Consider the following 25,980-nt stretch of genomic DNA (forward strand, 5'->3'; position numbering starts at 1 on the left):
CTCCTCAGAAGTCGGCCCAGATTTTCGTCATGTGACGGTCGATGACCTGCTGGTAGGCGCCGGACGCCTTGATCGCATCCAGCCCGCCATTGATGGTCGAGAGCAGCGCGTCGGCCTCGGGGTGGTCTTTGTGCACAAGCACGTGCAGACCCTCGATCGAGATGGGCCGCCCCTGCACCACCTCGACCTGATCCTTGAGGTTCAGCGACTTGATCGCGGCGCGCCCGGTGAATTCGTTCATGGCCACCGCGTCGACCTCGCCCGCGACCAGCATCTCGAAACAGGCCGCGACAGTCGTTGGCTGCTTGAGGGTGATCTTGCCGTCACTGATCCAGCGCCGGTCGGCACGGTCCAGATCATGGGTGAAGTATCCGGCGGGGCGGCACAGGGTTTTCCCTTCGATGTCCGCGTCTTGCGCGAAGGGCACGGGCCGCGTCTTGTCCACGAACAGCAGGATCAGCATCTCGAACATCGGGTCCGAGAAATGAAAATTCGCGCAGCGATAGTTGTCTGGTGAGCCAGCGCAATCCGGTTTGTACCACGGGAATGCCATATCCATCATCGCTGCGGTCATCAGCGGATCAAGGTGCGAGGACCAATCATTCACCCAATGCACGCGGTATGCATCGCCAACGGCGGACTGGCGCATGGCCGTATTCACGACATCCGTGATAAGCCCTTCGTTTTCCAACGATTTATCTGTGAAAGGCGCAAAGTCACCGGCTGTCACCAGATTGACCGTCTGTTCCAGCTTGCGGCGCGTGGCAGGTGTCGCGGTGGGCGTGGCTGCGGCCGCAACCGGTGTCGCTGTCACCCCGCCTTCCAACCCGACGGGCAGCCCATCAATACAGCCCAGGCGCAGCCGCATCCCGATCCGCAGCGCGTTCGGGTCTTCGCCGATCACGGAGAGGTTGTTGCGGTGCACTTCGGTCCATGTGGAGACGTTTTTGTACTGTCTGTCTGCGATCAGCGACAGGCTGTCCCCGCGTTCAACCGTGTAAATGCCGCCGCAGGATTGCGCGGCTGCAGATACCGCCGACAACGCCAAGGCAAGGACGGCCCCTCCCAAGAATCGTTTCATGAATCCTTCCCCCAGATCGGATTTGGGGGAAAATCCCTTATTTAGCTGGGCATCGTCAACGTCTAAACAATATATTGTGGATAAGTATATATGTTGACAGGTCCCCCACAGGCGCCTGCCGTCAGGGATAAGCGATTCCCCTGAAAGTTGGGAAATCGGCGTAGCGTTTTGCGCGCGCTTCCCTTGGCTCACGCGGTGCATCCCCCCGGCGCAACAGCAAACCCTTGGGCGCGATGTAGCTGCCGATCATGCGGTGCGGTATGGGCCGCCAATCGAGGTTGAAGGCACAGAGTTTCGGAAAAAACCACATGCCGGAATAGGGCAGATGGTCGTGGATCCACCACGCGATGTCACGCCAGTCGCGCCCCTGTTCGTACTGATCGGTGAACCACGGGATGGCCAGCGACGTGCCCGCAATCGCGGCATCGCCGGTGCCCCAATCCCAGATGTGACACTCGATCGGATTGTCGTTACGTGCGCAGTTCAGCTTGTTGTCATTGCCGTATTGATTCAGCTCGGGCGAGCGATAGCCCGAGCGGATGGCCAGCCTGCCGAACGTCTCTTCCAGCGGGTCCAACAGTTCCGTGCACAGCATGCGCCCATTGGCAATGGCAAGGTCAGGATCACGCGGTACGTTCCTGATCTGATGGTAGTTTCCGATTTCCGAGTACAGGAAATCGCGCATGTAAAAGTGTTTCGACAGCCGCACGCGGCCCAGGTTTTCAAGGCTCCACATGCTGGCCGGGCGGCGCATCAGGCAGCCCCGTTCCAGAATACATCCCGCGCAGGGTTGAGCAACCTGGCACCCGCAGCTCGCGCAAAGACCGGAAGGGGTGCGGCATCCGCCTTGGCCCCGACGCTTTTGGCCGGGGTCACAGCACGCGGAGTGATCAGGGAAAGACATCGCTCCATCACTGCCCCTTCAGCCCACGCACCCAGTCGAGCATCCCGGTCACAGCGGCCTCCGTCTGGCCCGGCGACATGATATCGCCTGCGATCACGTGGGCTTGCACGTCATCACTAGCCCCCATTGTCGGGTTTACGACAGTCGTCGGACCGCCCCAGGATGCTGCGATTTGCGCAGAGATATCGGGGCGCACAACCGCGTCCTCTTTCGCAAACCAGAACAGCGCGGGAAGGGTTTGGGCAGAATGATCCATCGCAACCGTTGCATCAATCAGTGCCGCCATAGGCATGACCGCGACACTTGGGTATTCGGTCGTCCAATAGGTGCCATGCTCTGCGTTGCGCGGCTCAAAACTGCGTCGCGCCCCGGCGAGTGGCGGCAACCAATAGCGCGCAGCCGGCCAGCTGAGCAGCTTTGCCACAGGGTTGTTCAGCCCGAAGTTGGGCGACACGAACACCAGCCCGGCGACGTCCTGCATCATGTCGGCGTCCTGTGCTGCCGCGGCCACCAGCGTGCCACCAGTCGAGGTGCCCATGACCAGCACCTTTTGGCCCGCAATGCGCGCCGCTGACAGGCCCTCGGCCAGATCATCGATCCAGCCCTGTACGGAACCGTCCGCCATGGCATCAGCCCCGCGCCCATGCCCCTTTAGGCGGGTGTAGATCAGATTTGCGCCCAGCGCCTCGGCCACTTGGTCGGGCACCGGGCGGATTTCTTCGGATGTGGCGGAAAACCCGTGCACATACAGGATCGCCCATTCGGTCTGCGCGCCGGGTTCGCCTGCCCAGACAACCCGCTTTTCGACGCCGGGCGTAATATCGTCATAGGCGCCTTCGGCTCGCGCGAAATGAGCATCAAGATCCGGATCAACCGTCGCGGCATCCGCACGCGGCGTCAGCGTTGCATCCTCGTAGGGGCCAAATGCCCACAAGGCTCCGACCACAGCCGCCAGAGCAAGCAGCACCCGGCCCAGCATTTTTCCGAACCATCTCATGCGCTTGCCCCCAATACTTCACTGATCGCCGTTTCGATCAGCCCCAAGCAGGGGCCGTCGGAAAACCGGTGATCCGCATCCTTGACCAACAACAGGCGCATGTCCGGGCTATCGGCATGTTCCAGCAGGCGTACCGCCGTTTCAGTGCTCACCGCCGTGTCCGCAGTGCCCTGAAGACAACGCACCGGGAACGGCAGCGGCAGGGGTGCGCGCAGGACCAGTTGCTTGCGCCCATCCTCGATCAAGCGTTTTGTGATGATGTAGGGCTCCATGTAATCCGAGGGCATTTCGACCTGCCCGTCGCGGGCGAGCGCCGCCTTTTGTGCATCCGTGAAAGACTCCCAATAGCCGTCTTCTGTAAAGTCGGGTGCGGCGGCGATGGTGACCAACCCCGCCACGCGGTCAGGATGCGCCCGCGCAAACAGCAGCGCCTGCCAGCCCCCCATGGAACTGCCCACAACGATCAAGGGACCCGAGGTGAGATTTGCCAGCGCCTCGGCCGTATCTTCGGCCCAGTCACCGATGCACCCCTCTTCGAATGCGCCCGAGCTTTCGCCATGCCCGGAATAGTCAAAACGCAGAAAACCGCGGCCTTGCGCCTTGCACCACGCCTCCAGATGCACGGCCTTGGTGCCCATCATGTCCGATTTCAGCCCGCCGAGGAACACGACCCACGGGCCCGTACCTTCGCTGCGATGATAGGCCAGCCGCCGCCCGGCTGATGTCTCCAGATAATCTGGCCCGCTCATGGCCACCTCCCCCGTCGTTTTGCGGGATCATGCGCGGTGCCTCAAACACTGTCCATCCTGACGCTGGGGGATTTCTATAGGTGACCATCTTGTCACGTGACTAAAGAATCACATATAGAGGAGATATGGATACCCTGTTCAAAGCCCTCGCCGACCCGGCCCGCCGCACCTTGCTGGACAGTCTGCGCGACACCGATGGCCAGACCCTGCAGGACCTGGCCGGCCAGCTGGACATGACCCGGTTCGGGGTCATGAAACATCTCGGCGTGCTGGAAGAGGCAGGGTTGATCACCACGAAGAAGGTGGGGCGCTTCAAGCATCACTACCTCAACGCCCTGCCCTTGCAGCAGGCCATAGACCGCTGGATCGAGCCTCTGCTCGTCAAACCGGCGGCCCGAGCAGTCCTGGACCTCAAAGCTCAGCTCGAAGGAGACACACCCATGTCGAAACCCGATTTCGTAATGCAGACCTTTATCAAAACCACCCAAGACCGCCTGTGGGACGCTCTGTCGGACGAAAAAAACGTCGCGCATTACCATTTCATGGCCAGCCACGCGACGCGCGATGGCGACCGCACAACCCTGTTCCTGCCTGACGGGACCGAGTTGATGTCGAACGTGATCCTGAAAACCGACCCCAAAAGCCGGATGGAGTGCACGTTCGAGCCCAATTGGGACGGCGGCGGCGCCCCCAGCCGCGTGGTTTACCTCGTGAAACCCGAGGGCGATTTCGTCTGCCTGACAATCGAACATTACGACCTGACCTTCCCGGTTGTGGCAGGCGAAGGTGTGGCCGATGGCTGGGCGCGGTGGGCGGCAGGTCTGAAGACCTGGCTCGAAACCGGCGCCGATGCGCATTTCGGCTCAATGCGTCAGGGCTGACCTGCTTTCTCACTTTGCCAGATAAACTCCGGGGGTGCGCATCAGCGCGTGGGGGCTGGCCCCCTCCTCCGATGCAATGGAACGCGACACATGACCACTGAACTGACCTATCTGACCCTGACACTCCTTCTCGCTGCGTCGATGTGGATTCCCTACATCGTGGGCGTGAACATGCACCCCCAGACCGGCATCGACGACTTTGAACGCCCCCCGGCGCTGACCGGCTTTCCCCCTTGGGTGCACCGATCCCACCGGGCCCATCTGAACCTGATCGAAGCGGCCATGCCCTTTGCCGCGCTGATCCTGCTGGCCCACATGCTCGGGGTCTCGACAATGGTAACCGTGTGGGCGGCTGCTGCATTCTTCTGGCTGCGTGTGATCCATGCGGCGGGCATGGTGTCGGGCGTTGCGCGCTTTCCGCTGCGCCCGATCATCTTCAGCCTCAGCTGGATATGCACGCTGGCGATTGGAATTCAGCTATTGCTTGCCTGATCCGGCTTGACCATCGCCGCACCGCGCGGCAGGGTCTGACCATGACACGGATGACACGCATTCAGTATTACCCGCAGGCGCATACTTCGCGTGCCTGTGCTGTGTCCGTTTCCTGACCCCACCCGCCGCGCCCGCGGCACTGTCTTGTGATCCCCTTGCCGCGTGCCAAGGAGAGACCCCATGACCATCCAGACCCGCCTGATCCAACCCGACGATCTGCCACAGCTGCACCAGATGATCTGTGCTTTGGCCACGCATCACGGCGATACGCCTGACATAAACCCCAACCGCCTCAAGGAGGACGTGTTGGGGCCTTGCCCCTGGTACACGGTGATCGTGGCGCAGGACGCAGACGTCACGCTGTTGGGCTATGCCGCCCTGCAGGCGCGCGGCCAGTTGCAATACGGGGCGCGGGGCATGGACATGCACCATTTGTTTGTGAGGAAGTCAGCGCGCGGAATGGGCATCGGTGCCGCCTTGGTTGCCGCGGCGCAAGCGCATTGCCGCGAAAACCGGTGCGCGTTTCTGACAGTGGGCACCCATCCTGACAATGTGTACGCCGCACGCTTCTACGAGCGGCGCGGCTTTACCCGCCGAGACGGCGCGAGCCCGCGCCTTTTCGTCAGGCTGGATCAGCCACCGACATAGGTGCCTTTGGCCGGGCGGAAAAACGTCTTTTGATTGTGCAACCGGCCCAGCAGGTCGTGGATTTGGAGGACTTCCTCATCCGCGGCCCGTGCCTTGATATCGGCTTGTGTCTTGGCGAGTTTCGAGGCACGCAAAGCGTCCTCGATCAGGTCCAGATCTTCGACAGACAGTTCGAATGTGGTGTTGTACTTGGGCACTGCGCGTTCCTCTAGCAACCAGAAGTTTCCGATAGTGAACTTACCTGCAAAATAGGCGTTCCTGCCCCAAGGTCCACCCCAAAACGTCGCAAAATGACCGGCAGATGTCGGTTTTTCGGCATGCCGTTGTATGCGATGCAACGCCCTCGTCTCTTTTGCCCAAAGCTGCATCACCATGCTTGACGAATGGGCGGCAGGGTGCCAAATCGCGCCCACACACTTACCCGCAACCGGGCGTTCCGTGGGCGCCAAATTGACGAGGATGCCGATATGGCCCAAATCTCTCTGACTTTCCCCGATGGTAATGCGCGCGACTACGAGGCCGGAATCACCCCTGCCGCCGTCGCGATGAGTATTTCCAAATCCCTGTCCAAAAAGGCGATCAGCGCGACCGTGAATGGTCAGCACTGGGATCTCGCGTGGCCGATCGAGGCAGACGCCCAGATCGCCATCCACACCATGCAGGACGAGGAACAGGCCAACGAACTGGTGCGCCACGACCTCGCGCACATCATGGCCCGCGCCGTGCAGGAAATCTGGCCTGATACGCAGGTCACCATCGGCCCTGTGATCAAGGATGGCTGGTATTACGACTTTGACCGGGCCGAACCGTTCACCCCCGAAGACCTCGGCGTGATCGAAAAGAAGATGAAAGAGATTATCAACAAGCGCGATCCCGTCCGCACCGAGGTGTGGGAGCGCGATGTGGCGATCCAATACTACAAGGACCGGGGCGAGCCCTATAAGGTCGAGCTGATCGACGCCATTCCGGGCGACGAGCCGCTGCGCATGTACTGGCACGGCGACTGGCTGGACTTGTGCCGCGGCCCGCACCTGCAACATACCGGCCAGGTGCCCGGCGATGCGTTCAAGCTGATGTCGATTGCCGGTGCCTATTGGCGCGGGGATTCCAGCCGCGCCATGCTGCAACGCATCTACGGCGTCGCCTTCACCGGCAAGGAAAAGCTGCGCGCGCATCTGAACATGCTGGAAGAAGCGGCCAAACGCGACCATCGCAAGCTGGGCCGCGAGATGAACCTGTTCCACATGCAGGAAGAGGCGCCGGGCCAGATCTTCTGGCACCCAAACGGCTGGTCGATCTATACCGGCCTGCAAGAGTACATGCGCCGCAAACAGCGTGCGGGCGGCTATCAGGAGATCAACACCCCGCAGGTCGTGGACCGCAAGCTGTGGGAGGCCTCGGGCCACTGGGACAAGTACCAGGAGCACATGTTCATCGTCGAGGTCGAAGAAGAACATGCCAAGGAAAAGGCCGTTAACGCGCTGAAGCCGATGAACTGCCCATGCCACGTGCAGGTGTTCAATCAGGGCCTGAAATCCTATCGCGACCTGCCGCTGCGGCTGGCCGAATTCGGGTCATGTTCGCGCTATGAACCTTCGGGTGCGCTGCATGGCATCATGCGCGTGCGCGGTTTCACGCAGGATGATGGCCACATCTTCTGCACCGAAGACCAGATCGAAGCGGAATGCGCCAAGTTCATCAATTACCTCGCCGAGGTCTATGCCGACCTGGGCTTCGAGAAGTTCGAGATCAAATTCGCCACGCGCCCCGAAAAGCGCGTTGGCAGCGATGAAAGCTGGGATCACGTCGAAGGCGCACTTGAGAGCGCGATCAAGGCGACCGGTCGCGAGTTCACACCGGAGCCGGGGGATGGCGCGTTTTACGGCCCCAAGCTGGACTTTTACCTGACCGATGCCATCGGCCGGGTCTGGCAATGCGGCACCTTTCAGGTGGATCCGAACCTGCCCGAGCGGCTGGGTGCGACGTACATCGCGCCTGATGGGTCGAAACAGCGCCCCTTCATGCTGCACCGCGCCTGCCTTGGCTCGTTCGAACGCTTTATCGGCATCCTGATCGAGGAACACGCAGGCAAACTGCCATTCTGGCTGGCCCCGCGTCAGGTGGTTGTGGCGTCGATCATTTCGGATGCCGACGACTATGTGGCCGAAGTGGTCGAAACCTTGCGCGCCGCAGGTGTGCGGGCCGAGGCCGACACCCGCAACGAAAAGATCAACTACAAGGTCCGCGAACATTCGGTCGGCAAGGTGCCCGTCATTCTGGCCGTGGGTGCCCGCGAGGTCGAGGAACGCACGCTGTCTGTCCGCCGATTGGGGGAAAAGCAGACAAGCGTGCAAGCCCTTGGCGATGTGGTCGACGCCCTGCGTATCGAGGCGACACCGCCCGACATGCACTGAGCCGCAGGGCTGAAACACTTTACCGATGATACTGCAACAAACGGGCCGGATTTCGCGTAAATCCGGCCCGAATTCTAACAACTCATAACGGCTCTGTGACACACAGGCTCGTGAGTGGTAACTCTGTGTCATCGCGCCCTATCTAAGGGCCACCACTGTTCTGTAACCGATATCCAAAAGGGAAGCTGAAGATGTCGAACACCATGAAAACTGTTGCTATCGTTGGCGCCGTTGCCGCTGCTTTGACCGCACAATCCGCCTCCACCGCCGAAGCCGCTGGCAAAGAGAAATGCTATGGCATCTCGCTGGCGGGCGCGAATGACTGTGCCGCCGGTCCCGGCACCACATGTGCGGGCACCTCGACCGTTGACTATCAGGGCAACGCCTGGACGCTGGTCGATGCGGGCACATGCACCGAAATCGAACTGCCCGCGATGGCGGATGGCACCGCGCGCGTCGGGTCGCTCGAAGAGCTGAACCGCGACCTGCCTGCCTAAATCCCAAGGGCGCGCGCCGGGCCAAACCCTGCCCGGCGCTGCCCCAACCACCACACCGGAAGCCTTGACATGCTGGACGCGACCCTGACCCCGCCCCGCCTGCCCGCCGCCCCCGGTGTTGGCTACAAGGCGCAGCATTTCGCAGACCTTCGCGCCGCCCCAGGCCCGGTCAAGTGGCTGGAAATACACGCAGAAAACTACATGGGTGATGGCGGGCGACCGCATGCGCAACTGCGCGCCCTGCGCGAGGATTTTGCCATCTCGGTCCACGGTGTGGGCCTGTCGATCGGTGGTGAAGGGCGCCTGGACCAAGCGCACCTTGCGCGCCTGAAACATCTGGTGGAGTGGCTGAACCCCGCCAGCTTTTCCGAACATCTGGCCTGGTCGACGCATGGTGCCGAGTTCCTCGATGATCTGCTGCCCCTGCCCTACACCGACGCCACGCTTGCACGTGTCGCGGACCATATTGACGAGGTGCAAGAGACATTGGGCCGCCGCATGCTGTTGGAAAACCCCTCCAGCTACCTCGCCTTTGCAGAGAGCACGTGGAGCGAGACCGATTTCCTCGCTGAACTGGTGCGCCGCACGGGCTGCGGACTGCTGCTTGATGTGAACAACGTGTTCATCTCGGCCACCAATCTTGGCTACACCCCAACCGGCTACCTCGACGCCTACCCCCTTGGCGCCGTTGGAGAAATCCATGTCGGTGGCCATGATGAGGACAGCGACGACCACGGTGCGCCCTTGTTGATCGACAGCCACGGGCAGGCAACAGCCGATCCGGTCTGGGACCTGCTGGATCATGCACTCGGCGCGACCGGCCCTGCGCCGGTGTTGGTCGAATGGGATAATGACGTGCCCGACTGGACAACGTTGCGAGCCGAGGCCGACCGCGCCGCCCACGCGCTTGGCGCGATTGCAGCAGGCTGATCTCATGCCCGCCGATCAATCCCAGTTTCGCGCGGCATTGCTTGACCCCGACCACCCCGTGCCGCCCGGCCTGACGAACGGGTCTGGCCAGCCCACCACCAAGCGGTTCAACGTCTATCGCAACAATGTCACCGTCGCGCTGACAGAGGCGCTCCGGTCCGCCTTCCCCATACTGGCCAAGCTGATCGGGACAGAGAATTTCGACCACCTCGCGCGGCTCTTTGCCCGCACGCACCCGCCCACCTCTCCGCTGATGATGCATTACGGCGTTGAAATGCCTACATTTCTGGACGGGTTCGCACCGCTGGCCCATATCGGCTACTTGTCGGATGTCGCGCGACTGGAACTGGCGATGCGCCGATCCTATCACGCAGCCGACGCCACGCCCTTTGATGCCACACGGCTTGGCAGTGTCGCGCCCGAAGTCTTGATGGCGTCACGCCTGCACCTAGCGCCGAGCGTCCAACTGATCCCTTCGGCCTGGCCGCTCTATGACATCTGGCGCTTCAACACCGTGTCCGGCGCAGACAAACCACGCGCAATCGCGCAGCCCGTGCTGATCACCCGTGCCGAGTTTGATCCGGTCCCCCACGGGATCACCCCTGCGCAAGCGGCCTGGATCAGCGCCACCATGAACGACGCCACACTGGCAAATGCCCAGGACGCGGCAAGCGCGCTTGCGCCCGACTTTGACCTCTCTGCCCTGCTCACGCTGCTGATCCAGCACGGGGGCATCACCGATTTCACGACCCCAAAGGACTGACCCATGACTGCCTTGACCCGCCTGCATGACGCCATTTTCGCACCGCTCGAACGGCAGGAGTGGATCCTGCCAACGCTGGCCCGCTTTCTGTTCGCGGCCGTGCTGGCGGTCTATTTCTGGGTGTCGGGCATGACCAAGCTGGGCGACGGGGTGTTCGGAATTTTCCAGCCCTCGCTTGGTGCCTATGCCCAGATCTTTCCAAGGGCGATGGAGGCGGCAGGCTACGACATCACGCAATTGACGCTGTATCACTGGGCGGTCGTGACACTGGGCACACTTGCTGAATTCATCCTGCCCGTCCTGATCATCATCGGTCTGCTGACGCGCCTTGCGTCGCTGGGCATGATCGGATTCATCGTCGTGCAATCGCTGACGGACCTCAACGGCCACGGGCGCTGGGGCGACGGATTGGTGCTGGGCGCGTGGTTCGACGCACCTTCAAACAGCCTGATCATGGACCAACGCGCGCTCTGGGTGTTCCTGCTGCTGCTGTTGGTGATCAAGGGGGCCGGGCCGCTGTCGTTCGACCGTGCCCTCAGCCCCCGCAAAGAGGACTAGGAGACGCCCAAGGCCGCCTGCACATCCTTGGTCCAGCCCAGATGCATGGTGGCACCGTCCACGATCAACGGGCGCTTCATCAGCGTCGGATGGGCCGCCAGCAACGCGGCGGGTTCCCCGCCCCGCTCTGCCTCGCTCAGCCCGCGCCACGTGGTTGACCGTGTGTTGACCAACGCATCGCCAAACGCGGCGCGCGCAGCCTCCATGACATCAGCAGGCACACCTTCGGCACGCACATCGACAAATCGCGCCTGCGGCAAAGCCTTGATGGCCTTGCGGCAGGTGTCGCAGGTTTTCAAACCGTACATTTCCATACCATCCCTCACAATTTCGTTGAATTAAGCAGCATGATCGGCGGATTGCATCCCACTCATCTTGATTTTCGCGCCACAAGATCAATCTTTTAACTGCGGCGGTACATGAGGCGATAGTTAGCATGTGCAGGCGTGGTGACGACCCCCCTTGTGGGGCAGACTTCAATGCAAAAGGAGGCACGGGATATGCCAACTGGCACCGTGAAGTGGTTCAACACCACAAAAGGTTACGGATTTATCGCTCCTGATGAAGGCGGCAAAGACGTTTTTGTTCACATTTCAGCAGTAGAGCGATCCGGTCTGACCGGACTTGCCGACAATCAGAAGGTCGGTTTCGAATTGCTCGAAGGGCGCGATGGGCGCCAAATGGCCGGCGATCTGAAACTGCTCTGATCGCACACACACCAATTTTGCGGCGCAGGACATTTTGCCTTGCGCCGCAGTTCGTGCCGTCATGGCAGGATCAGATTTAGTTACAGCCCTTGGTGCCAACCGGGCAGTTGGACTGGCGCGCATGGTAGACGCGTTTCGCCTTGTGCCGCTTCTTGGCTACCGGATGCGCCATCACTTGCTGATAGCTCATCGACTGGTTCGGACGGCCGCAGCAAATCACCCCATCCATCGTCACAGGTTGCAGACCCGCAGGGCAAAAGTTGTGGCTGCTATGGTAGCTGTAAATCTTTGGCCCGTTCGCCAGCGCCGAAACTGTCCCCAGTACGGTCAAAGCGGCCGCAGCGGCAATCACTCGTGTGAAACGCATATCTTCCCTCGTCTTGTCAACTTACCACGAAATCTATGGGTCCAACTTGCCTTTGGGTCGGTCACAAGTCCAGAAAATTTGCGCGATCTCGGCAGCGCACGCATGATTTACTCTTAATTGTCTCAATTGTGTCTAGTCTGGAAACACATCCACAGGCGTCGGAGGCCAGGTGATGACTGAACTGTTGCGTATCATGGTGTTGTACTATTCCTGCGACATGGCGGCCGCCGTTCAGCCGTTGACCCCGGACGAGGCCGCGCGCTGCATCGCCCATTACCGCGAAATCAAACGCCATTTCGCCCAGGGTGAGACAGGCCCCCGCGCCAATGTCACAGGTTATCTGGGGTTCAAGACCTGGGAAGCGGAAAACGCTGCATTGGTAGCAGACTTACGCGCCCGCTCTGCCCGTTAGGCCGGGTTTTCAAGCGCCGTCCAGTGATCGCCCATCGCGACAATGCAGGACGTACCGGTCGCATAACGCACGACCATGGTCCAACTGCCCCGCTCATCGGTCCACACCTCCATCACCTGTTCCGGGCCGCGCAAACCCGACGCAGTGCGGGTCGTGCCGAGTTGTTGTTCAAGCCGGCTCTGCATCTGCTGGGACGGCGCGCAGATCACCTCGGCGATCGGATTGGCCGCCACGGGTGTCGCCAAGAGCATCAGGAAAAGCGTGAATCGCGTCATGCCCCGAGCGTAACAGTTTTATGACAGCATGTGGATAACTAAGCGTGTGCACTATCACCAATTCTGGCAGACAGCCGCGCAAATCCGCGAAACCGCACGCGCCCACCGTGGATGCGGGTGGTGATCGTGTAGTCCGGGAAACGGGCCAGGAACCGCGATAGCGCCACGCGGCCCTCGAGGCGGGCGAGGGTCAGACCGACGCAGACATGGGGCCCACCGGCAAAGGCGAGGTGGCGATTGGGTTTGCGCGTGATGTCGAAATTCGATGGTTCATCAAAGGCTTGGGGGTCGCGATTGGCTGCGCCGATGCAGAGGTGCAGGTTGGTGCCTTTGGGGATGGAGACGCCCCCGATCTCGGTATCCTGCGCCACTTCGCGGTTGCCGAACTGGTTGGGGGAGGCCATGCGCAAGACCTCCTCTACACAGGTGTCGATCAGGGCTGGATCGCGCGTAAGTCGTTGTTTTTGTGATGGATTGTCGTGCAGCAGGGCGAGGCCATTGCCGATGAGATTGGTGGTGGTTTCGTGGCCTGCGTTCAGGATGAAGATGCAGTTCTGGATCAGCTCGATTTCGGAGAGTTGTCCACTGGCGTCGCCCGCGATCAGGCGGGTCAGGACATCCGTTTCGGGATCGCCGGGATGGGTACGGCGATGGGCGATAAGGCATTGTAAATACTCCTTGAATTCCTTGACGGCCTTGTTCCCCCGCGCCATCTGGTCGGGAGTCAGGGTCGGTTCGAGGGCGCCGAGGATGGCGAGGGACCAGTCGCGCAGGGGGGCGCGGTCAGCGAGGGGGATGTCGAGGAGGTTGCCGATGATCTGGATGGGGATCTGGGCGGCGAAATCTTCAATTAAATCAGCGTCTTGGGGGAGGTTGTCGAGCAGCGCATCGACGGTCGTGATCAGGCCGGGTTCGAGGCGGTGGATGGCGCGGGGCGTGAGGGCGGCGGACATGATGCGGCGCACACGGGTGTGCAGCGGCGGATCGTTGAAGACGAGGGAGGTGGTGTGGTGCTCGTAGAGCGGACTGCCGGTCCCGAATTTCGGTTTAAAAACAATACGTTTGTCGGAGGTGAAGGTGGCGGTGTCCTTGTAGATACGCTCAAGATCGGCGTGGCGGGACAGCAGGATGGAGCCGTCTGGCTGGGGGCAAATGGGGGCCTCGGCCAGCAGACGGTCATAATGTGGGAACGGGTTTTCGTGGAAGCCCTCGGGCAGGTTCTGGAGGTCTAGCATGGATGGGTTCACGACCGCTTGGGGGTGCGGGCGCTGTGTTAACCCCCGCTTTGGGGCCGAGTTTAGCCGCAGAATGGGCCCCGTCACGTGCGAAAATGTGTAGTTTGGGTGGGGATGTGTACGTTTTCAAAAGGGGGTAATGGGGGGATTTTGGCCGGATTTTCGAGTTCTGTGCAGATTTGGGGGGAAAGTGTACGTTTTTGAAAATGTTGGCAGAAATCGGCCCAGGAAAGGGTTAATCCGCTGCGATATGTCGCGGTGTTTGAGGGGTGTGTTGGGGTGAAACCTCACCCTACGGCACGTGGACATGCTCCGGTAGGGCGGGATTTCATCCCGCCATGCGACGGTGATTGTGCGCCCGAAGCCGTGACAGCGCCGGACCGCGGGGTGGCGCAGCGACGGTGCTGCAGCGCGGTTTATGGCTGTCATGTTGATGAGTTTGGTGGGTCGGTGTGCTGGTGTCGACGTTGCGCCGGCCCGGGCGGGGTGATTGCCGGTTCACGCAGTGACAAACGATCCGGCGGATCGTTTGAGGCAATCACGGGCGGAGCCCCGGGGTCGGCGCTTGCACGGCGGCCTTTGGCTTTGATTCCACTCACCAATTAGTTCTGGAAAGTAAAATTTTGCTTTTTTAGTGTAGAACAAATAGAATCTACTCCCGGGAACAGAGTTGCTTCTGTAATCCCCATAAGACGGAGATTTGAAAGCGCAACGTGCGCTTCCGAACGTGGAATATCAAACGCTGTCAAGAACTCACCGGTGTAGTGCTCTAGTTGCAAAAGATGCATTTCTACATCCTCAATATTGGTTAGCGTCAAGACAGCCTGCTGCGGTACAGCCCTTTCGTTTTCGATGGACAAAGCTTCGACAATTGAGAAGTGAGGAGCCTGAAATGTTAAGTTATTATACTGCTGGACTGACTTTCTGTAATGCTCACTTTCAAAACAGAATATACGTACACAGTCATTGCCGGAACCCTTAGCATCTCTAAACGCAAAATAGGCGGCAATAAAAGGTGACAGCGTCCAGTCCAACAGAGGCGTGGGGTATCCGTGATGCTGTACCAGATTCATAAACGCACCAGTCTCAATCGCATTACCCAGATTGAATACATGCTTAGTTCTGGCACTAAGTGCACGATGCAGTTGAGGAATATCCTCATCAAAATAGCGCTTCAGATCACGTCGAGCCGTTCTATGGAATCCGGACTTGAGTGACCAAGGCGCGCCTTGTCCGCGGTATACCTTACCGTTTGATGGGTTGCTGGTAATGTGGTCCATGAAGCTTTGCCATGTATCAACTTGTTCCACTTTCGAAATTCTAGAAAGAGATGGCGTAATGCTCTTAGTCAATACACCAGTTCCGTACGATCCGACCGATGTTTTCCATTTCAATTGGATAGTGTTTTCGCCTGTTACCTGGATAACTCCTTCTACTTTCGTTGGAAAATCTATATCAGGGAACTCTTTGTGCAACTCTGCCCAAGATGGCACATAGCCTGTTCCAGCCAGAAAGTGGCTAGCTGGGGCACTTACTTCGGCAGCAGATACGTTATCGTCAATGTCGATGGGCGCACATGAAGCGGGAATGGATCGGTCGTCTGGATAAAGATAGATAAGACCCCGGAGCCGAGACCCAACCTTATCTAGATCCATTACAATTCTGCCTTCCGGCTCACCTTCACTCGACCCTATCCACTGGCCGTACAGTGAACCGGGATACTCGGCACTCAACCAATAACCCCCATAAACTCCCGCCATTCCCCCTTGGACATGCCGGAATTCTCCTGCGTTACCTCTTCACCTTTCAACATCCGCTGCACACACGCAATAGCTGTGGCACTTAATGTCGCGCCGCCCATCCGGTAATCCTCGAACGCCTTATACGCCGCGGGCACCCAATCCTTGACCACTTCGCAGATCGCATCGGCGTAGACGCGGATTTCGTATTGGGCGTGGGCGTCGGCGCGCAGGCGCAGGAAATGGAAGAGGTTGTGCAAATCCACTTTCCAATACCATTGGGTGTAGATGTTGGCGGGCAGGTTCATGCGGGCGAGTTCGCGGGCGAGGCCCTGTTGGTCGTCCTGGCCGATCATCTCTTCGTAATGATCATAGGCGCGGTTGCTGTCGGATTTGAGGATTTCGAGGACGCGGGCGGCCTCGGCCCCTTGCAGTGTTTCCCCCCGGCCCTGGTTGTTGATCACGGATTGCGCGGCGAGCGCGTCCGGTTCGGGGATGTAGAATTCGCGGTCGAGGATGGAGTAGCGGGCGGAGTATTCGTTGACGTTGGCGGTGCGGTGGCGGATCCACTGGCGCGCAACGAACACGGGCAGTTTGACGTGCAGCTTGATCTCGCACATCTCGAAGGGGGTCGAGTGCCAGTGGCGCATGAGGTAGCGGATCAGCCCCTCGTCATTCTGGACGGATTTGGTGCCTTTTCCATAGCTTACACGGGCCGCCTGACAGATCGCTGAATCGTCGCCCATGTAGTCGATGACGCGGATGAAGCCGTGGTCGAGCACGTCATGGGCGCGGTAGAGGTGCGCCTCCATTCCCGGAACGGTGGCGCGCAGGGTGGGCTGGGGATTGGCGCGCAGGTCTTCGATTTCGGCAAGCTGGTCGGGGCTGAGCGGCATGGGTGGCGTCCTTTATCCACAGAATCTATCAGGGCCCCACCTTATATTGGGGATTGGCCCGCGTGAACCACTATATAGGGGTCGTTTTTTGGCAACGGTTCCCGTGTGCGTCGAAGCGGTAGCGTCAAGATTTCGTTGACTTTTGCGGGTTTGGGGCGGAGTCTTGCCGTAAAAGAGGCAGACACATAAACCGCAAAAGGTTTTTCAGGCATGAAACGGACAGCAGCAGTTTGCGCGCTCGCTATTTTGGCGGCTGCGTGCGGGGACGGTAACCCGTTCACCGAAGAAGAGGTGGTTACAACACCGACGACTCCGACCACACCGACCCCCACGACCCCCAGTGTACCGGACAATATTCTGAACGATCTGGAGAGCATCAGCTTTAACGCCGATGACAACACGCTGACCGTGACGGGCCTGACCCAGGACGGTGTGCCGCTGGTGAACGAGTATCGCCATGTGGCTGCGACCTTTGCCCCGGGATTTGAGACGTTTACGGGCCAGAATGACCCGATTGGCCGGCATGCGACGGCCTTTGTCGCCAGCCGCGACGGCGGGATGCAGGCAGGCGTTGTGATGACGGGCCCGCAGTTCAACCGCTTTTTCGGCGGCACCTTTTTCGAGCGCACGGGCGAATATGAGGCCCCGACCGCCCCCGAGAGCCGGTTCGACGTGACCTATGTGGGCAATTATGCGGGTGGTCTGAACTCTGCCGGGCCGGTCACCGATCTGTTCCCGATCATCGGCACGGTCGACCCGGACGTCGATTTGCCCACCCAGACCGCCTATGTGCGCGGCCTGATGTTCGTGAACGTCGATCTGAACGACATGTCCGTCGAGGGCGAGATTTACAACCGGACGGCTGTGTTCGGATCCGATGGTGCGGGTGGTTTCGCCCCGCGTTCGACCATTCCCGGCTTCATTGGCTCACCCGACATCTTTCTGGTCGATGGCACATTGACCGAAGACGGCACATTCAGTGGCAACCTCGAGGTCGATGGCCAGGTCGGCGAGGACATCGGCGACTTTTCCGGTGTGATCGGTGGCCCGGGCGGTGCATCGATCGTGGGCGGGACCACGCTTGAGAACTACGACGACCGCTTTGAAAACGAGATCGAATACGGTGTTTTCGTGCTGGACCTGTGCACCGCGGCGAGCACGGACCCTATCTGCATCAACGCGTTCACGCCCTGATCCATGTATCGCGATGGGTGTTCCATCCCTGCCGCGCGGGCGGTGTGTCACACCGTGCGCGCGCTGGCTGTCGGGCTGTGCCTGACGGCCCCTTCGGTCCTGGCCGATCCGGCCGCCGCATCCGAGCCGAGCACCACGATCACGCTGGAGGATGCCCGCCTTGTCGCGCGGCAGGCGCTTTATGCCGGGCGGTTTGATCTGGCCCGGCAACTGGCGATGGCGCTGTTGGACGCGGATCCGGAGGATGCCTATGCCTACGGTGTTCTGGCCGCCGCCCACAGCCAGTTGAACGACCCGCGCCTGGCCCGCGCCGCGGCCCGCCTGTCCTACAAGTACAGCGAGACGCCGGACCAGAAATTCGGCGCGGCCCGAACCGCCGCCAGCATCGCCTATCAGCAAGAACGCCCGACCGTGTCACAGGCCTGGCTGCGTCTGGCGGCCACCCATGCCGACAGCGAACAACAGGACAAGGCCCTGGCCGAGGATTACAGCCGCGTGCGGTCGGCCAATCCGCTGAGTTTCAACATCAACCTCTCTGTCGCCCCCTCTGACAACGTCAACAACGGCACCGACAACGTGCTGGAGGTGGTGAACGGCATTCCGACCTACGGCTTTTTCGGGGGCGGATCGCGCGCCCTGTCCGGGGTGGTCACGACCCTGGACACGAGCCTGCGCTATCGCCTGTTCAGCGGACAGAACGCGCGCACCACGGCCACGGGGCGGGTCTATACCCGCCGGGTCGAGTTGTCGGACGAGGCCGAGGCCATGCTGCGTCGGCTGGATGACGAGGATTTCGCCTCGACCTATGTGGAGGCGGGCGTGAACCACCTGTTCGGTGCGGGCAAGCGCGGCAACACGATCACCGTGGGCGGGGCCGTGGGGGCCAGTTGGTCGGGGGGCGACCGGTCCTACGACTTTACCAAGCTGTCACTGGCCCGTGGTCTGCGTCTGTCCCCGTCAAGCTACCTGTCCCTGTCCGGCATCGCCGAGCGGCGCCACTCGACCATTTCGAACCTGCGCGACGTGGATGTGACGACCCTAGCCGCCACGTTCAGTCACAGGCTGGAAAGCGGGGGGCGGTTCAGCCTTGGCGTCACGGTGCAGGATGTGCGCGGCGACTTTGTCAATGCCGACTACCAGACCGCCAGTTTCCGCGCGAGTTACACGTTTGGCCAGTCGCTGGGCCCGGCGCGGGTCACCACGGGCATGACGTTGGGCTACACCGACTACGATGTCTATCGCGTGGCACGCCCTGTGGCCGGGGGGCGCGAGGATCAGTCGATTTACGGCGACGTCTCATTCTTTTTTGCCGATTACGACTTTGCCGGGTTTGCGCCGCGTTTGCAGGTGCGCACCGGCAGCCGGACCTCGAACGTGAACCGTTTCGAGATCGACGAGACGACGATCACGCTGGGCATTCAATCAAAGTTCTGAGAGGCGCTGGCCCCCGCGCACGGTATGCTAGGGTCATCCGGACCGCATATAGCAAGGGAGACGCGCAATGGCGCTGACATATCTGCACACCATGGTCCGGGTAAAGGATCTGGACGCCTCGATGGCCTTTTACAAACTGCTGGGTCTGGAAGAAACACGCCGCCATGACAGCGAGGGCGGGCGGTTTTCCCTGATTTTCATGGCGCCTCCAGGCCAGCCGGACTGCCCGATTGAGCTGACATATAACTGGGATGGCGATGAGGGGCTGCCGGACGACAGCCGCCATTTTGGGCATCTGGCCTATCGCGTCGACAATATTTACGAGACTTGTCAGCACCTTATGGACAATGGCGTGACCATCAACCGCCCGCCGCGCGACGGGCATATGGCCTTTGTCCGCTCGCCCGACAACGTGTCGATCGAGCTGCTGCAAGCCGGGGATAACCTGCCCCCCGCCGAGCCCTGGGCCAGCATGGAAAACACCGGCCATTGGTAAGGGGCGCGGCCATATTGGCCACGTGCCTGGCTGCATCTCCGGCGGCGGCCTGTCGTCTGGCGCTTTTGCTGGCGCTGGATGTGTCGTCGTCGGTCGATGCGGATGAGGATGCTTTGCAGCGGGGCGGATTGGTGTCTGCCCTGACGGCCCCCGAGGTGCGCGCCGCCTTTTTCGCCAACGATCTGCCGGTGGCGTTGGCGGTTTACGAGTGGTCGGGCCGCTACAATCAGGAAGTTGTGCTGGACTGGACGCTGATCGACAGTCCCGCCGCCCTGCTCTCGGCAGCCGAGACTGTGGCCGCAAGCAAGCGCAGCCATAACGAATTTCCGACCGCCATGGGATATGCGCTGGGATATGGCGCCGAGATGCTGGCCCGCGCGCCGCAGTGTTTGTACAAGACCATCGACATGGCAGGCGACGGGCAGAACAACGAGGGGTTCGGCCCCAAACTGGCCTATCGCGAGTTCGCCTTTGACGATGTGACGGTGAACGGGCTGGTGGTGAACGCGGCTGAGTTCACATCCGAGACCATGCTGATCGAATTCTATCGGCGCGAGGTGTTGCGCGGCCCCGGTGCCTTTCTGGAAGTGGCGCAGGGGTTCGAGGATTACGAGCGCGCGATGCGCCGCAAGCTGGAGCGCGAGTTGACACCGCCGGTGATCGGGGCGCTGCCCGACGGGACGCGGGGTGTGCGCGCAGGGCGGCAAGAGGGATGAGGCGCGCGCGTCTGTTGCCCGCCCTTGCCTTGTGCGTTTTGGGTGGTGCGCTTGAGGCCGGGTGCCGACAGGCGCTGGCCCTGGGGCTGGATGTGTCCGGGTCGGTCGATGCGCGGGAGTACCGCTTGCAGATGGATGGGCTGGCTGCGGCGCTCGACAGCCCGAAGGTGCGCCAGGCGCTGCTGATGCTGCCGGACACGCCGGTGGAATTGCTGGTCTATGAGTGGAGCGGGCCGGAAGACCCGACCGTGATCCTGCCCTGGACCGCGATCACCAGCGCCCCTGTGCTGAATGCCGTGATAGGTGAATTGCGCGCAACCGAGCGGCGGCAGGCGACACCGGGCACCGCGCTGGGGCTGGCAATGCGCGAAGGGGTGGCGCATTTGCAGGACCGCGCGGAGTGTTGGAAGCTAACGCTGGATTTGTCGGGGGATGGGAAATCCAACCTCGGGCCCCGCCCGGTGGATATCAAACCCGAGGTGGAAGACACCGGGATCACCATCAATGCGCTGGTGATCGGGGCAGATGCGCCCGCCCTTGGTGATATTCGGCAAGCAGAGATTTCAGGGCTGTCCGCCTATTTCCACGCCAATGTCATCGTGGGCTCAGACAGTTTCGTGGAAACGGCCCTTGGTTTTGAAGACTACGCCGATGCGATGGCGCGCAAACTTGAGCGCGAACTGGAAACGCTAATCCTCGGCGAGGCGGCGCAAGGTGAGCGCCCCTAGTAGATGTAGCGGATCTGATCCGTCCAATACCGCTCCATCCGTTTGAGCGAGGCGGTGATGTCGATGATCCCTTCGGGACCAAGCACGCCCTTGGCCTGCAACCCTTCGGCATGGCGCCCGAAGAGTTCGGCCACCACATCGCGGATATGCCGCCCTTTTTCGGTCAGCTTGACCCGGACCGAGCGGCGGTCAATCTCGCACCGCTGGTGGTGCATGTAGCCCATTTCCACCAGTTTCTTGAGGTTGTAGCTGACATTGGAGCCCTGGTAGTACCCACGGCTTTTCAATTCGCCCGCAGTTACCTCGTTGTCGCCGATGTTGAACAACAGCAGCGCCTGCACCGCGTTGATTTCCAACACGCCCACACGCTCGAATTCGTCCTTGATCACGTCCAGCAGCAGCCGGTGCAACCGTTCGACCAGTGACAAGGCCTCAAGATACCCGATCATGAAGCCAGCGTCTTTTCTCGTGCCTTCGACCGAACCAGGGATCTGGCTGATCGGGTCCTGAATGCTCATCCGCGTTCTCCGACATTTCTGCTCGGGACAGAAAATGCGCGTGATTCGGAAATATTCAGTTAAACGCTGTGGATATCGCCCTATTCGCCCTGAAACGTGAGGGAAATATCTGAAATCATGGCGGAAAACCGATCCGGTGCAGGTTCCTGCCCCGTCACCCAGCGATAGAGATCCTGATCGTTTTCGGCCAACAGCGCGTCATAGGTGTCGAGCGTATCGCCGTCCATTTGCGCCAGATTGCGCGCCGCATAGGCCGTCAGGATCAGGTCCATTTCCTTGATCCCGCGCCGCATGGAGCGCATGTGCAGCCGTTTCAGGCGGTGTTCGCGCAACTCCTCAGGCATTGTTGGCCGTTTCGAGCGCGGCGCGCAGGCGCTTTTCCAGACGCCCGACCTGTTCGGCCCGCGACAGCAAATCGGCGCGCAGATCGCGCACTTCGGTCAGGATATCGCGCATCTCGAGGCTCATCGGCTCGCCTTCACCCGGTGCGCTGACGCCTTCGCCCTCGCCGTTGATCAGCCACATCATCGAAACATTGAGCAGCCCGGCCAGGATCGACAGGCGGTTGGCGCGCGGTTCGCTCAGGTCATTTTCCCAGGCGCGCATGGTGGCCACACGCACGCCAAGACGCTTGGCCAGTTGCTTTTGCGTCATGCCCGCCTGTTCGCGCGCGCCTGCAACCCGGTCCCCGAATGTTGACGCCTCGGCGCTGTACCAGTCCTGGTTATCGTCCATGCGTAAACTCCTCGTGTTGCAAATGCTTGCCCGTGGCTCGCCCCACCCCTATGACAGACCGCGCAGACATTCCAGCCAACCGAGGCCAATATGACATTCCTTTCCGCGACACTTGACCGCGTCAAACCGTCTCCGACCGTCGCACTGACAGGTCACGTGGCCGCCCTCAAAGCCCAGGGCAAGGACATTATCGGCCTTGGCGCGGGCGAGCCCGATTTCGACACGCCCCAGAACATCAAGGACGCCGCCGTGGTGGCCATTGCCCTTGGCAAGACGAAGTACACGCCCGTGGACGGCATCCCGGAGCTGAAACAGGCCATCGTGGACAAATTCAAGCGGGACAATGGCTTGGACTATACCCCGGCACAGGTCACCGTGGGTACGGGCGGCAAGCAGATCCTCTATAACGCGCTGATGGCGACGCTGAACGAGGGCGACGAGGTTGTCATCCCCGCCCCCTACTGGGTCAGCTACCCGGACATGGTGCTGCTGGCCGGTGGCACGCCCGTCATCGCCGAAGCCTCGTTGCAGACCGGGTTCAAGCTGACCGCCGATCAGCTGGAATCCGCCATCACCGACAAGACGAAGTGGCTGATCTTCAACTCGCCCTCGAACCCGACGGGCGCTGGTTACACCCGGGAAGAGCTGAAAGAGATCACCGATGTGCTGATGCGCCACCCGCATGTCTGGGTGATGACGGATGATATGTACGAACACCTTGTCTATGACGATTTCGAATTTACGACACCCGCACAGATCGAGCCGCGCCTTTATGACCGCACCCTGACTGTGAACGGCGTCAGCAAGGCCTATGCCATGACCGGTTGGCGCATCGGCTATGCCGCAGGCCCCGAAGAGGTGATCAAGGCGATGCGCAAGGTACAGTCGCAATCGACCTCGAACCCCTGTTCGATCAGCCAGTATGCAGCCCTTGAGGCGCTGAACGGACCGCAGGACTTCATCGCGCCCAACAACGCGGTGTTCAAGCGCCGCCGCGATCTGGTCGTGGACATGCTGAACGCCGCCGAGGGCATTTCCTGCCCGGTTCCGGACGGGGCATTCTATGTTTATCCGTCCATTGCAGGCTGCATCGGCAAGACATCCGCAGGTGGGGCCGAGATCGCCGATGACGCGGCCTTTGCCACTGCATTGCTGGAGGAAACCGGCGTTGCCGTGGTCTTTGGTGCCGCGTTCGGGCTATCGCCCAACTTTCGTGTCAGCTACGCTACGTCCGATGAGGCCCTGAAAGAGGCCTGTACCCGCATTCAGACGTTCTGTGCCGGGCTAAAATAACGAGGGGATTATGGGCGCGGAGCTTCCTGACTACTACTTCCGTGTGCGCGAAAACGGCGCGGCCGTGTTTCGTGTGGACACGGAGAACCGGCAGCGCCGGATCGAGATGGACCAGATCGCGGTGATCAACATCCGCAATGGCGAGATCAAGCCGCATGGCGACCGCACCCTGTCCGAGGATGATCTGGCGCGCATCAAGGCCTGGATGGCCGAGCGCGCCGACATCCTGGCCCATCGCGACATCGACGACATCCACCGCGCGGTGGACTATCTGAACCTCACCACCCAATGGGCGCAGTCGCGTGCCAGCGAGGCGCAGCTTGAGGATGTGACGGATGCGTTGCTGCTGGCGATGCACGATTTGCGCTCGGTCCTGGTGCGCAAGAAGGCCGATCGCCTGATGAGCGGCCAAAGCGGGAAATAGCAATCCCGTCCGCCCCCGTCTGGCATAGGCGGATCGCAACTTAGATTATGTTCGCAAACGGGCCTGTTTTGACGGGTTTCCGCCGACACAACGGCGCAGCCTTGTTGGTGCTTGGTCGCTGGGGATGGGCGTGGCAGCGGGATGGATGACACATCAAGCATCAGGAGAGTCACCATGCCAGCCACCGCCAGCACCACCGACGGACTTGAAACCATCGCCCGCCTTGTCGAGATCGACCCCGGGTTGACCGCCAATATCTATCCCGAGGACATCCAGGCCGGGGCGGATGCCGCGCGTCTGATGAATGACGTGATCGAAGAGGCGCTCGACGCCACCGGCGTCAATGATGACAGCAAGCTGACGCCCGGCGACCTTTACACCCTGTCGGCCTATATCCGGGCGGATGCGGACCTTTATGCCCAGTTCCTCGAGGGTCACGGCGATGACGAGGGCAACCTCGAGACCGGGTTTCACCGGGTGCAGGGGGATGGCGGCGCGTTCATCTTTCAGGGTCGCGATTTCATCGACACGGTGGCGGACGCGATCTACCACGTCGGCTTTGCCATTGTGGATGGCCGGTTTCAGAACGAGGACGGCAATGCCAATGAAACGGTCGAGGATGTGGCCGGGTGGATGAACTACTATGTGAACGGCCACAACCGCGTTTATGGCACCGACGCGGGCGAGACGCTGCATTCGGGCCATTACAGCTTTGCCCTGGCCGATGCCCATGACGAGATTTTCGAGGCTGGCGCCGGGGACGACCGCATCTGGGCGGGCATGGGCAATGACTGGGTCTATGCCGGAACGGGCAACGACCGTTCGGGCGGTGGCGAGGGCAATGACCGCCTTTACGGGCAGGAGGGCGACGACCATCTGAGCGGCCAGGAAGGCGCGGACCGCCTCTATGGCGGCGCAGGCAACGACACGCTGGGCGGTGGCACCGGCGCGGACCGCGCCGAGGGCGGCACGGGCGAAGACAAGCTTTATGGCGATGCGGGCAACGACACCCTGTGGGGCGGCGCGCAGGACGACACGGTCAGCGGCGGCAGCGGCAATGACGTGCTGGCCGGAGAGGGCGGCGCGGATCGCATCTGGGGCGGCGGCGGCAGCGACCGCATCTATGGCGGCACCGGCGATGACAGCGTGGACGGAGGATCATCCGCAGACCGCATCTGGCTGAGTGACGGAGACGACGACGCCTATGGCGGCAGCGGGCGCGACCGGATCGAGGGCGGCGACGGCAATGATGACATCAACGGCGGCACTGGCGCGGACATGCTCTATGGCGATGCGGGCAACGACTCTTTGATCGGTCAGGAGGGCGCGGATTCCCTTTATGGCGGCATCGGCAACGACACCTTGCGCGGCGGAGACGACGATGACCGTCTGTCCGGCAGCGCGGGCAGTGACAGTCTGCGCGGCGATGCGGGCGATGACTCCCTCTTCGGTGGCAGCGGTGCGGATGATCTGAATGGCGGCGACGGGCGCGATGTACTGTCAGGCGGCAGCGGCAACGATGTCGTGTCGGGCGGGGACGGCGAAGACCGCGTTGCGGGCGGATCGGGCGCGGATGAAATCCTCGACTACGAGTCCGTCGAGGCGCGCGATGTCTTTGTCTTCAACGTTGGCGACAGCGGCACAACGGCGGCGACGATGGATGTGATCAAGGGCTTTACCTCGATCATCGACAAGATCGACCTGACCGATTTTGGCGGCCTGACCTTTGTCACCGGCACGACCTTTTCCGGCACGGGCGCGGAGGTGCTGTTTGACGGGGATTACGTCCAGATCGACAGCGACGGCGACGGCACCGTCAACGAGATGATCGAGCTGGAATGGGTGAACGCGGTGGAGGCGGCCGATTTCATCCTTTGACCCGCACGGCACGGTCCAC

32 protein-coding genes and 1 pseudogene are annotated in these 25,980 nt (G+C 61.2%); 18 read left to right on the forward strand and 15 right to left on the reverse strand.

What is annotated here, in order from left to right:
* Positions 1–4: 4 nt before the first annotated feature.
* The 5 genes from ACMHLQ_RS04700 to ACMHLQ_RS04720 form a co-directional block, all read right to left on the reverse strand.
* On the reverse strand, positions 5–1,081 hold the full coding sequence (locus ACMHLQ_RS04700; RefSeq protein ID WP_415403644.1) for a peptidoglycan-binding protein LysM: 1,077 nt from the start codon (positions 1,079–1,081) through the stop codon (positions 5–7).
* A gap of 121 nt (positions 1,082–1,202) precedes the next feature.
* Complete coding sequence (locus tag ACMHLQ_RS04705; protein ID WP_415405356.1) at positions 1,203–1,817, reverse strand: hypothetical protein; 615 nt, start codon at positions 1,815–1,817, stop codon at positions 1,203–1,205.
* Positions 1,818–1,834: 17 nt separating this feature from the next.
* Positions 1,835–1,993, reverse strand: a complete 159-nt coding sequence (locus ACMHLQ_RS04710; RefSeq protein ID WP_415403645.1) for a hypothetical protein — start codon at positions 1,991–1,993, stop codon at positions 1,835–1,837.
* Positions 1,993–2,982, reverse strand: coding sequence for an alpha/beta hydrolase (locus ACMHLQ_RS04715; RefSeq protein ID WP_415403646.1), 990 nt, complete (start codon positions 2,980–2,982; stop codon positions 1,993–1,995). The genes ACMHLQ_RS04710 and ACMHLQ_RS04715 overlap by 1 nt, the downstream gene beginning before the upstream one ends.
* Positions 2,979–3,731 (reverse strand): alpha/beta fold hydrolase, encoded by a 753-nt coding sequence (locus ACMHLQ_RS04720; protein ID WP_415403647.1) that lies wholly within the window; start codon positions 3,729–3,731, stop codon positions 2,979–2,981. The genes ACMHLQ_RS04715 and ACMHLQ_RS04720 overlap by 4 nt, the downstream gene beginning before the upstream one ends.
* 125 nt (positions 3,732–3,856) lie before the next feature.
* On the opposite strand from ACMHLQ_RS04720, the gene ACMHLQ_RS04725 reads away from it, so the two are divergent.
* The 3 genes from ACMHLQ_RS04725 to ACMHLQ_RS04735 all read left to right on the forward strand — a co-directional run bounded on the left by ACMHLQ_RS04725 (position 3,857) and on the right by ACMHLQ_RS04735 (position 5,752).
* Positions 3,857–4,612: an ArsR/SmtB family transcription factor gene (locus ACMHLQ_RS04725; RefSeq protein ID WP_415403648.1), complete on the forward strand. Its 756-nt coding sequence runs from the start codon at positions 3,857–3,859 to the stop codon at positions 4,610–4,612.
* A gap of 90 nt (positions 4,613–4,702) precedes the next feature.
* On the forward strand, positions 4,703–5,104 hold the full coding sequence (locus ACMHLQ_RS04730) for an MAPEG family protein (RefSeq protein ID WP_415403649.1): 402 nt from the start codon (positions 4,703–4,705) through the stop codon (positions 5,102–5,104).
* A 180-nt stretch (positions 5,105–5,284) separates the two neighbouring features.
* Positions 5,285–5,752, forward strand: a complete 468-nt coding sequence (locus tag ACMHLQ_RS04735) for a GNAT family N-acetyltransferase (protein ID WP_415403650.1) — start codon at positions 5,285–5,287, stop codon at positions 5,750–5,752.
* On the opposite strand, the gene ACMHLQ_RS04740 is transcribed toward ACMHLQ_RS04735, so the two are convergent.
* Positions 5,737–5,949: a hypothetical protein gene (locus ACMHLQ_RS04740; protein ID WP_415403651.1), complete on the reverse strand. Its 213-nt coding sequence runs from the start codon at positions 5,947–5,949 to the stop codon at positions 5,737–5,739. The genes ACMHLQ_RS04735 and ACMHLQ_RS04740 overlap by 16 nt on opposite strands.
* Before the next feature lie 270 nt (positions 5,950–6,219).
* Here ACMHLQ_RS04740 and thrS point away from each other — a divergent pair, with 270 nt between their 5' ends.
* The 5 genes from thrS (at position 6,220) to ACMHLQ_RS04765 (ending at position 10,914) form a co-directional block, all read left to right on the forward strand.
* Positions 6,220–8,166: a threonine--tRNA ligase gene (gene thrS / locus ACMHLQ_RS04745; RefSeq protein WP_415403652.1), complete on the forward strand. Its 1,947-nt coding sequence runs from the start codon at positions 6,220–6,222 to the stop codon at positions 8,164–8,166.
* A 191-nt stretch (positions 8,167–8,357) separates the two neighbouring features.
* The gene (locus tag ACMHLQ_RS04750) at positions 8,358–8,663 is read left to right on the forward strand and encodes a DUF2282 domain-containing protein (protein WP_415403653.1); all 306 of its coding nucleotides are present in this window, start codon (positions 8,358–8,360) and stop codon (positions 8,661–8,663) included.
* Between the two features lie 69 nt (positions 8,664–8,732).
* Positions 8,733–9,593, forward strand: a complete 861-nt coding sequence (locus ACMHLQ_RS04755; protein WP_415403654.1) for a DUF692 domain-containing protein — start codon at positions 8,733–8,735, stop codon at positions 9,591–9,593.
* A 4-nt stretch (positions 9,594–9,597) separates the two neighbouring features.
* Positions 9,598–10,356: a putative DNA-binding domain-containing protein gene (locus tag ACMHLQ_RS04760; RefSeq protein WP_415403655.1), complete on the forward strand. Its 759-nt coding sequence runs from the start codon at positions 9,598–9,600 to the stop codon at positions 10,354–10,356.
* A 3-nt stretch (positions 10,357–10,359) separates the two neighbouring features.
* Positions 10,360–10,914 (forward strand): DoxX family protein, encoded by a 555-nt coding sequence (locus ACMHLQ_RS04765; protein ID WP_415403656.1) that lies wholly within the window; start codon positions 10,360–10,362, stop codon positions 10,912–10,914.
* Here the strand turns inward: ACMHLQ_RS04765 and ACMHLQ_RS04770 are convergent.
* A complete protein-coding gene (locus ACMHLQ_RS04770) occupies positions 10,911–11,228 on the reverse strand; it encodes an arsenate reductase family protein (RefSeq protein WP_415403657.1) in 318 nt (105 codons plus the stop codon). The two genes, ACMHLQ_RS04765 and ACMHLQ_RS04770, sit on opposite strands and share 4 nt — an antisense overlap.
* 186 nt (positions 11,229–11,414) lie before the next feature.
* Between ACMHLQ_RS04770 and ACMHLQ_RS04775 the strand changes: the two genes are divergently transcribed.
* Positions 11,415–11,621, forward strand: coding sequence for a cold-shock protein (locus ACMHLQ_RS04775; RefSeq protein ID WP_415403658.1), 207 nt, complete (start codon positions 11,415–11,417; stop codon positions 11,619–11,621).
* A 76-nt stretch (positions 11,622–11,697) separates the two neighbouring features.
* Here ACMHLQ_RS04775 and ACMHLQ_RS04780 read toward each other — a convergent pair whose 3' ends face one another.
* Entirely contained in the window at positions 11,698–11,988 is a 291-nt protein-coding gene (locus ACMHLQ_RS04780; RefSeq protein WP_415403659.1) for a hypothetical protein, read from the reverse strand.
* 172 nt (positions 11,989–12,160) lie between these two features.
* Between ACMHLQ_RS04780 and ACMHLQ_RS04785 the strand changes: the two genes are divergently transcribed.
* The gene (locus ACMHLQ_RS04785; protein WP_415403660.1) at positions 12,161–12,400 is read left to right on the forward strand and encodes a hypothetical protein; all 240 of its coding nucleotides are present in this window, start codon (positions 12,161–12,163) and stop codon (positions 12,398–12,400) included.
* Here ACMHLQ_RS04785 and ACMHLQ_RS04790 read toward each other — a convergent pair.
* The 4 genes from ACMHLQ_RS04790 to thyX form a co-directional block, all read right to left on the reverse strand.
* On the reverse strand, positions 12,397–12,675 hold the full coding sequence (locus ACMHLQ_RS04790) for a hypothetical protein (RefSeq protein ID WP_415403661.1): 279 nt from the start codon (positions 12,673–12,675) through the stop codon (positions 12,397–12,399). The genes ACMHLQ_RS04785 and ACMHLQ_RS04790 overlap by 4 nt on opposite strands.
* A gap of 38 nt (positions 12,676–12,713) precedes the next feature.
* The gene (locus ACMHLQ_RS04795; protein ID WP_415403662.1) at positions 12,714–13,910 is read right to left on the reverse strand and encodes a cytochrome P450; all 1,197 of its coding nucleotides are present in this window, start codon (positions 13,908–13,910) and stop codon (positions 12,714–12,716) included.
* Between the two features lie 602 nt (positions 13,911–14,512).
* Positions 14,513–15,670: an FRG domain-containing protein gene (locus ACMHLQ_RS04800; protein ID WP_415403663.1), complete on the reverse strand. Its 1,158-nt coding sequence runs from the start codon at positions 15,668–15,670 to the stop codon at positions 14,513–14,515.
* A complete protein-coding gene (thyX, locus tag ACMHLQ_RS04805) occupies positions 15,640–16,545 on the reverse strand; it encodes an FAD-dependent thymidylate synthase (protein ID WP_415403664.1) in 906 nt (301 codons plus the stop codon). The genes ACMHLQ_RS04800 and thyX overlap by 31 nt, the downstream gene beginning before the upstream one ends.
* Before the next feature lie 210 nt (positions 16,546–16,755).
* Between thyX and ACMHLQ_RS04810 the strand changes: the two genes are divergently transcribed.
* From ACMHLQ_RS04810 to ACMHLQ_RS04830, 5 genes and pseudogenes are all read left to right on the forward strand, one after another.
* The gene (locus ACMHLQ_RS04810) at positions 16,756–17,739 is read left to right on the forward strand and encodes a hypothetical protein (RefSeq protein ID WP_415403665.1); all 984 of its coding nucleotides are present in this window, start codon (positions 16,756–16,758) and stop codon (positions 17,737–17,739) included.
* A 3-nt stretch (positions 17,740–17,742) separates the two neighbouring features.
* Positions 17,743–19,173: a hypothetical protein gene (locus ACMHLQ_RS04815; protein ID WP_415403666.1), complete on the forward strand. Its 1,431-nt coding sequence runs from the start codon at positions 17,743–17,745 to the stop codon at positions 19,171–19,173.
* A 67-nt stretch (positions 19,174–19,240) separates the two neighbouring features.
* Positions 19,241–19,669, forward strand: coding sequence for a VOC family protein (locus ACMHLQ_RS04820; RefSeq protein ID WP_415403667.1), 429 nt, complete (start codon positions 19,241–19,243; stop codon positions 19,667–19,669).
* Entirely contained in the window at positions 19,663–20,385 is a 723-nt protein-coding gene (locus tag ACMHLQ_RS04825; protein ID WP_415403668.1) for a DUF1194 domain-containing protein, read from the forward strand. The genes ACMHLQ_RS04820 and ACMHLQ_RS04825 overlap by 7 nt, the downstream gene beginning before the upstream one ends.
* Positions 20,382–21,014 (forward strand): annotated as a pseudogene (locus ACMHLQ_RS04830) (DUF1194 domain-containing protein); the annotation flags it as partial. The gene ACMHLQ_RS04825 and the pseudogene ACMHLQ_RS04830, both read left to right, overlap by 4 nt.
* Positions 21,015–21,109: 95 nt before the next feature.
* On the opposite strand, the gene ACMHLQ_RS04835 reads toward ACMHLQ_RS04830, so the two are convergent.
* From ACMHLQ_RS04835 to ACMHLQ_RS04845, 3 genes are all read right to left on the reverse strand, one after another.
* On the reverse strand, positions 21,110–21,631 hold the full coding sequence (locus tag ACMHLQ_RS04835) for a MarR family winged helix-turn-helix transcriptional regulator (RefSeq protein ID WP_415403669.1): 522 nt from the start codon (positions 21,629–21,631) through the stop codon (positions 21,110–21,112).
* A gap of 80 nt (positions 21,632–21,711) precedes the next feature.
* On the reverse strand, positions 21,712–21,975 hold the full coding sequence (locus tag ACMHLQ_RS04840; protein ID WP_415403670.1) for a succinate dehydrogenase assembly factor 2: 264 nt from the start codon (positions 21,973–21,975) through the stop codon (positions 21,712–21,714).
* On the reverse strand, positions 21,968–22,366 hold the full coding sequence (locus ACMHLQ_RS04845; protein WP_415403671.1) for a helix-turn-helix domain-containing protein: 399 nt from the start codon (positions 22,364–22,366) through the stop codon (positions 21,968–21,970). The genes ACMHLQ_RS04840 and ACMHLQ_RS04845 overlap by 8 nt, the downstream gene beginning before the upstream one ends.
* 90 nt (positions 22,367–22,456) lie before the next feature.
* On the opposite strand from ACMHLQ_RS04845, the gene ACMHLQ_RS04850 reads away from it, so the two are divergent.
* The 3 genes from ACMHLQ_RS04850 to ACMHLQ_RS04860 all read left to right on the forward strand — a co-directional run bounded on the left by ACMHLQ_RS04850 (position 22,457) and on the right by ACMHLQ_RS04860 (position 25,961).
* Positions 22,457–23,659 carry a pyridoxal phosphate-dependent aminotransferase gene (locus ACMHLQ_RS04850; protein WP_415403672.1) on the forward strand — a complete coding sequence of 401 codons (1,203 nt, stop codon included), beginning with the start codon at positions 22,457–22,459 and terminating at the stop codon, positions 23,657–23,659.
* A gap of 10 nt (positions 23,660–23,669) precedes the next feature.
* Positions 23,670–24,083 carry a hypothetical protein gene (locus tag ACMHLQ_RS04855; RefSeq protein ID WP_415403673.1) on the forward strand — a complete coding sequence of 138 codons (414 nt, stop codon included), beginning with the start codon at positions 23,670–23,672 and terminating at the stop codon, positions 24,081–24,083.
* Positions 24,084–24,257: 174 nt separating this feature from the next.
* Complete coding sequence (locus ACMHLQ_RS04860) at positions 24,258–25,961, forward strand: calcium-binding protein (RefSeq protein ID WP_415403674.1); 1,704 nt, start codon at positions 24,258–24,260, stop codon at positions 25,959–25,961.
* The last annotated feature ends 19 nt before the right edge of the window (positions 25,962–25,980 follow it).

The sequence above is a fragment of the Tateyamaria algicola genome (assembly GCF_047715485.1).
Lineage (GTDB): Bacteria > Pseudomonadota > Alphaproteobacteria > Rhodobacterales > Rhodobacteraceae > Tateyamaria.

Excerpts from the sequence above, each read along its gene's own strand:
- ACMHLQ_RS04700 (WP_415403644.1), bottom strand. The coding sequence starts at position 1,081 with ATGAAACGATTCTTGGGAGGGGCCGTCCTTGCCTTGGCGTTGTCGGCG.
- ACMHLQ_RS04705 (WP_415405356.1), bottom strand. The coding sequence starts at position 1,817 with ATGTGGAGCCTTGAAAACCTGGGCCGCGTGCGGCTGTCGAAACACTTT.
- ACMHLQ_RS04710 (WP_415403645.1), bottom strand. The coding sequence starts at position 1,993 with ATGGAGCGATGTCTTTCCCTGATCACTCCGCGTGCTGTGACCCCGGCC.
- ACMHLQ_RS04715 (WP_415403646.1), bottom strand. The coding sequence starts at position 2,982 with ATGAGATGGTTCGGAAAAATGCTGGGCCGGGTGCTGCTTGCTCTGGCG.
- ACMHLQ_RS04720 (WP_415403647.1), bottom strand. The coding sequence starts at position 3,731 with ATGAGCGGGCCAGATTATCTGGAGACATCAGCCGGGCGGCGGCTGGCC.
- ACMHLQ_RS04725 (WP_415403648.1), top strand. The coding sequence starts at position 3,857 with ATGGATACCCTGTTCAAAGCCCTCGCCGACCCGGCCCGCCGCACCTTG.
- ACMHLQ_RS04730 (WP_415403649.1), top strand. The coding sequence starts at position 4,703 with ATGACCACTGAACTGACCTATCTGACCCTGACACTCCTTCTCGCTGCG.
- ACMHLQ_RS04735 (WP_415403650.1), top strand. The coding sequence starts at position 5,285 with ATGACCATCCAGACCCGCCTGATCCAACCCGACGATCTGCCACAGCTG.
- thrS (WP_415403652.1), top strand. The coding sequence starts at position 6,220 with ATGGCCCAAATCTCTCTGACTTTCCCCGATGGTAATGCGCGCGACTAC.
- ACMHLQ_RS04750 (WP_415403653.1), top strand. The coding sequence starts at position 8,358 with ATGTCGAACACCATGAAAACTGTTGCTATCGTTGGCGCCGTTGCCGCT.
- ACMHLQ_RS04755 (WP_415403654.1), top strand. The coding sequence starts at position 8,733 with ATGCTGGACGCGACCCTGACCCCGCCCCGCCTGCCCGCCGCCCCCGGT.
- ACMHLQ_RS04760 (WP_415403655.1), top strand. The coding sequence starts at position 9,598 with ATGCCCGCCGATCAATCCCAGTTTCGCGCGGCATTGCTTGACCCCGAC.
- ACMHLQ_RS04765 (WP_415403656.1), top strand. The coding sequence starts at position 10,360 with ATGACTGCCTTGACCCGCCTGCATGACGCCATTTTCGCACCGCTCGAA.
- ACMHLQ_RS04770 (WP_415403657.1), bottom strand. The coding sequence starts at position 11,228 with ATGGAAATGTACGGTTTGAAAACCTGCGACACCTGCCGCAAGGCCATC.
- ACMHLQ_RS04775 (WP_415403658.1), top strand. The coding sequence starts at position 11,415 with ATGCCAACTGGCACCGTGAAGTGGTTCAACACCACAAAAGGTTACGGA.
- ACMHLQ_RS04780 (WP_415403659.1), bottom strand. The coding sequence starts at position 11,988 with ATGCGTTTCACACGAGTGATTGCCGCTGCGGCCGCTTTGACCGTACTG.
- ACMHLQ_RS04785 (WP_415403660.1), top strand. The coding sequence starts at position 12,161 with ATGACTGAACTGTTGCGTATCATGGTGTTGTACTATTCCTGCGACATG.
- ACMHLQ_RS04790 (WP_415403661.1), bottom strand. The coding sequence starts at position 12,675 with ATGACGCGATTCACGCTTTTCCTGATGCTCTTGGCGACACCCGTGGCG.
- ACMHLQ_RS04795 (WP_415403662.1), bottom strand. The coding sequence starts at position 13,910 with ATGCTAGACCTCCAGAACCTGCCCGAGGGCTTCCACGAAAACCCGTTC.
- ACMHLQ_RS04800 (WP_415403663.1), bottom strand. The coding sequence starts at position 15,670 with ATGGCGGGAGTTTATGGGGGTTATTGGTTGAGTGCCGAGTATCCCGGT.
- thyX (WP_415403664.1), bottom strand. The coding sequence starts at position 16,545 with ATGCCGCTCAGCCCCGACCAGCTTGCCGAAATCGAAGACCTGCGCGCC.
- ACMHLQ_RS04810 (WP_415403665.1), top strand. The coding sequence starts at position 16,756 with ATGAAACGGACAGCAGCAGTTTGCGCGCTCGCTATTTTGGCGGCTGCG.
- ACMHLQ_RS04815 (WP_415403666.1), top strand. The coding sequence starts at position 17,743 with ATGTATCGCGATGGGTGTTCCATCCCTGCCGCGCGGGCGGTGTGTCAC.
- ACMHLQ_RS04820 (WP_415403667.1), top strand. The coding sequence starts at position 19,241 with ATGGCGCTGACATATCTGCACACCATGGTCCGGGTAAAGGATCTGGAC.
- ACMHLQ_RS04835 (WP_415403669.1), bottom strand. The coding sequence starts at position 21,631 with ATGAGCATTCAGGACCCGATCAGCCAGATCCCTGGTTCGGTCGAAGGC.
- ACMHLQ_RS04840 (WP_415403670.1), bottom strand. The coding sequence starts at position 21,975 with ATGCCTGAGGAGTTGCGCGAACACCGCCTGAAACGGCTGCACATGCGC.
- ACMHLQ_RS04845 (WP_415403671.1), bottom strand. The coding sequence starts at position 22,366 with ATGGACGATAACCAGGACTGGTACAGCGCCGAGGCGTCAACATTCGGG.
- ACMHLQ_RS04850 (WP_415403672.1), top strand. The coding sequence starts at position 22,457 with ATGACATTCCTTTCCGCGACACTTGACCGCGTCAAACCGTCTCCGACC.
- ACMHLQ_RS04855 (WP_415403673.1), top strand. The coding sequence starts at position 23,670 with ATGGGCGCGGAGCTTCCTGACTACTACTTCCGTGTGCGCGAAAACGGC.
- ACMHLQ_RS04860 (WP_415403674.1), top strand. The coding sequence starts at position 24,258 with ATGCCAGCCACCGCCAGCACCACCGACGGACTTGAAACCATCGCCCGC.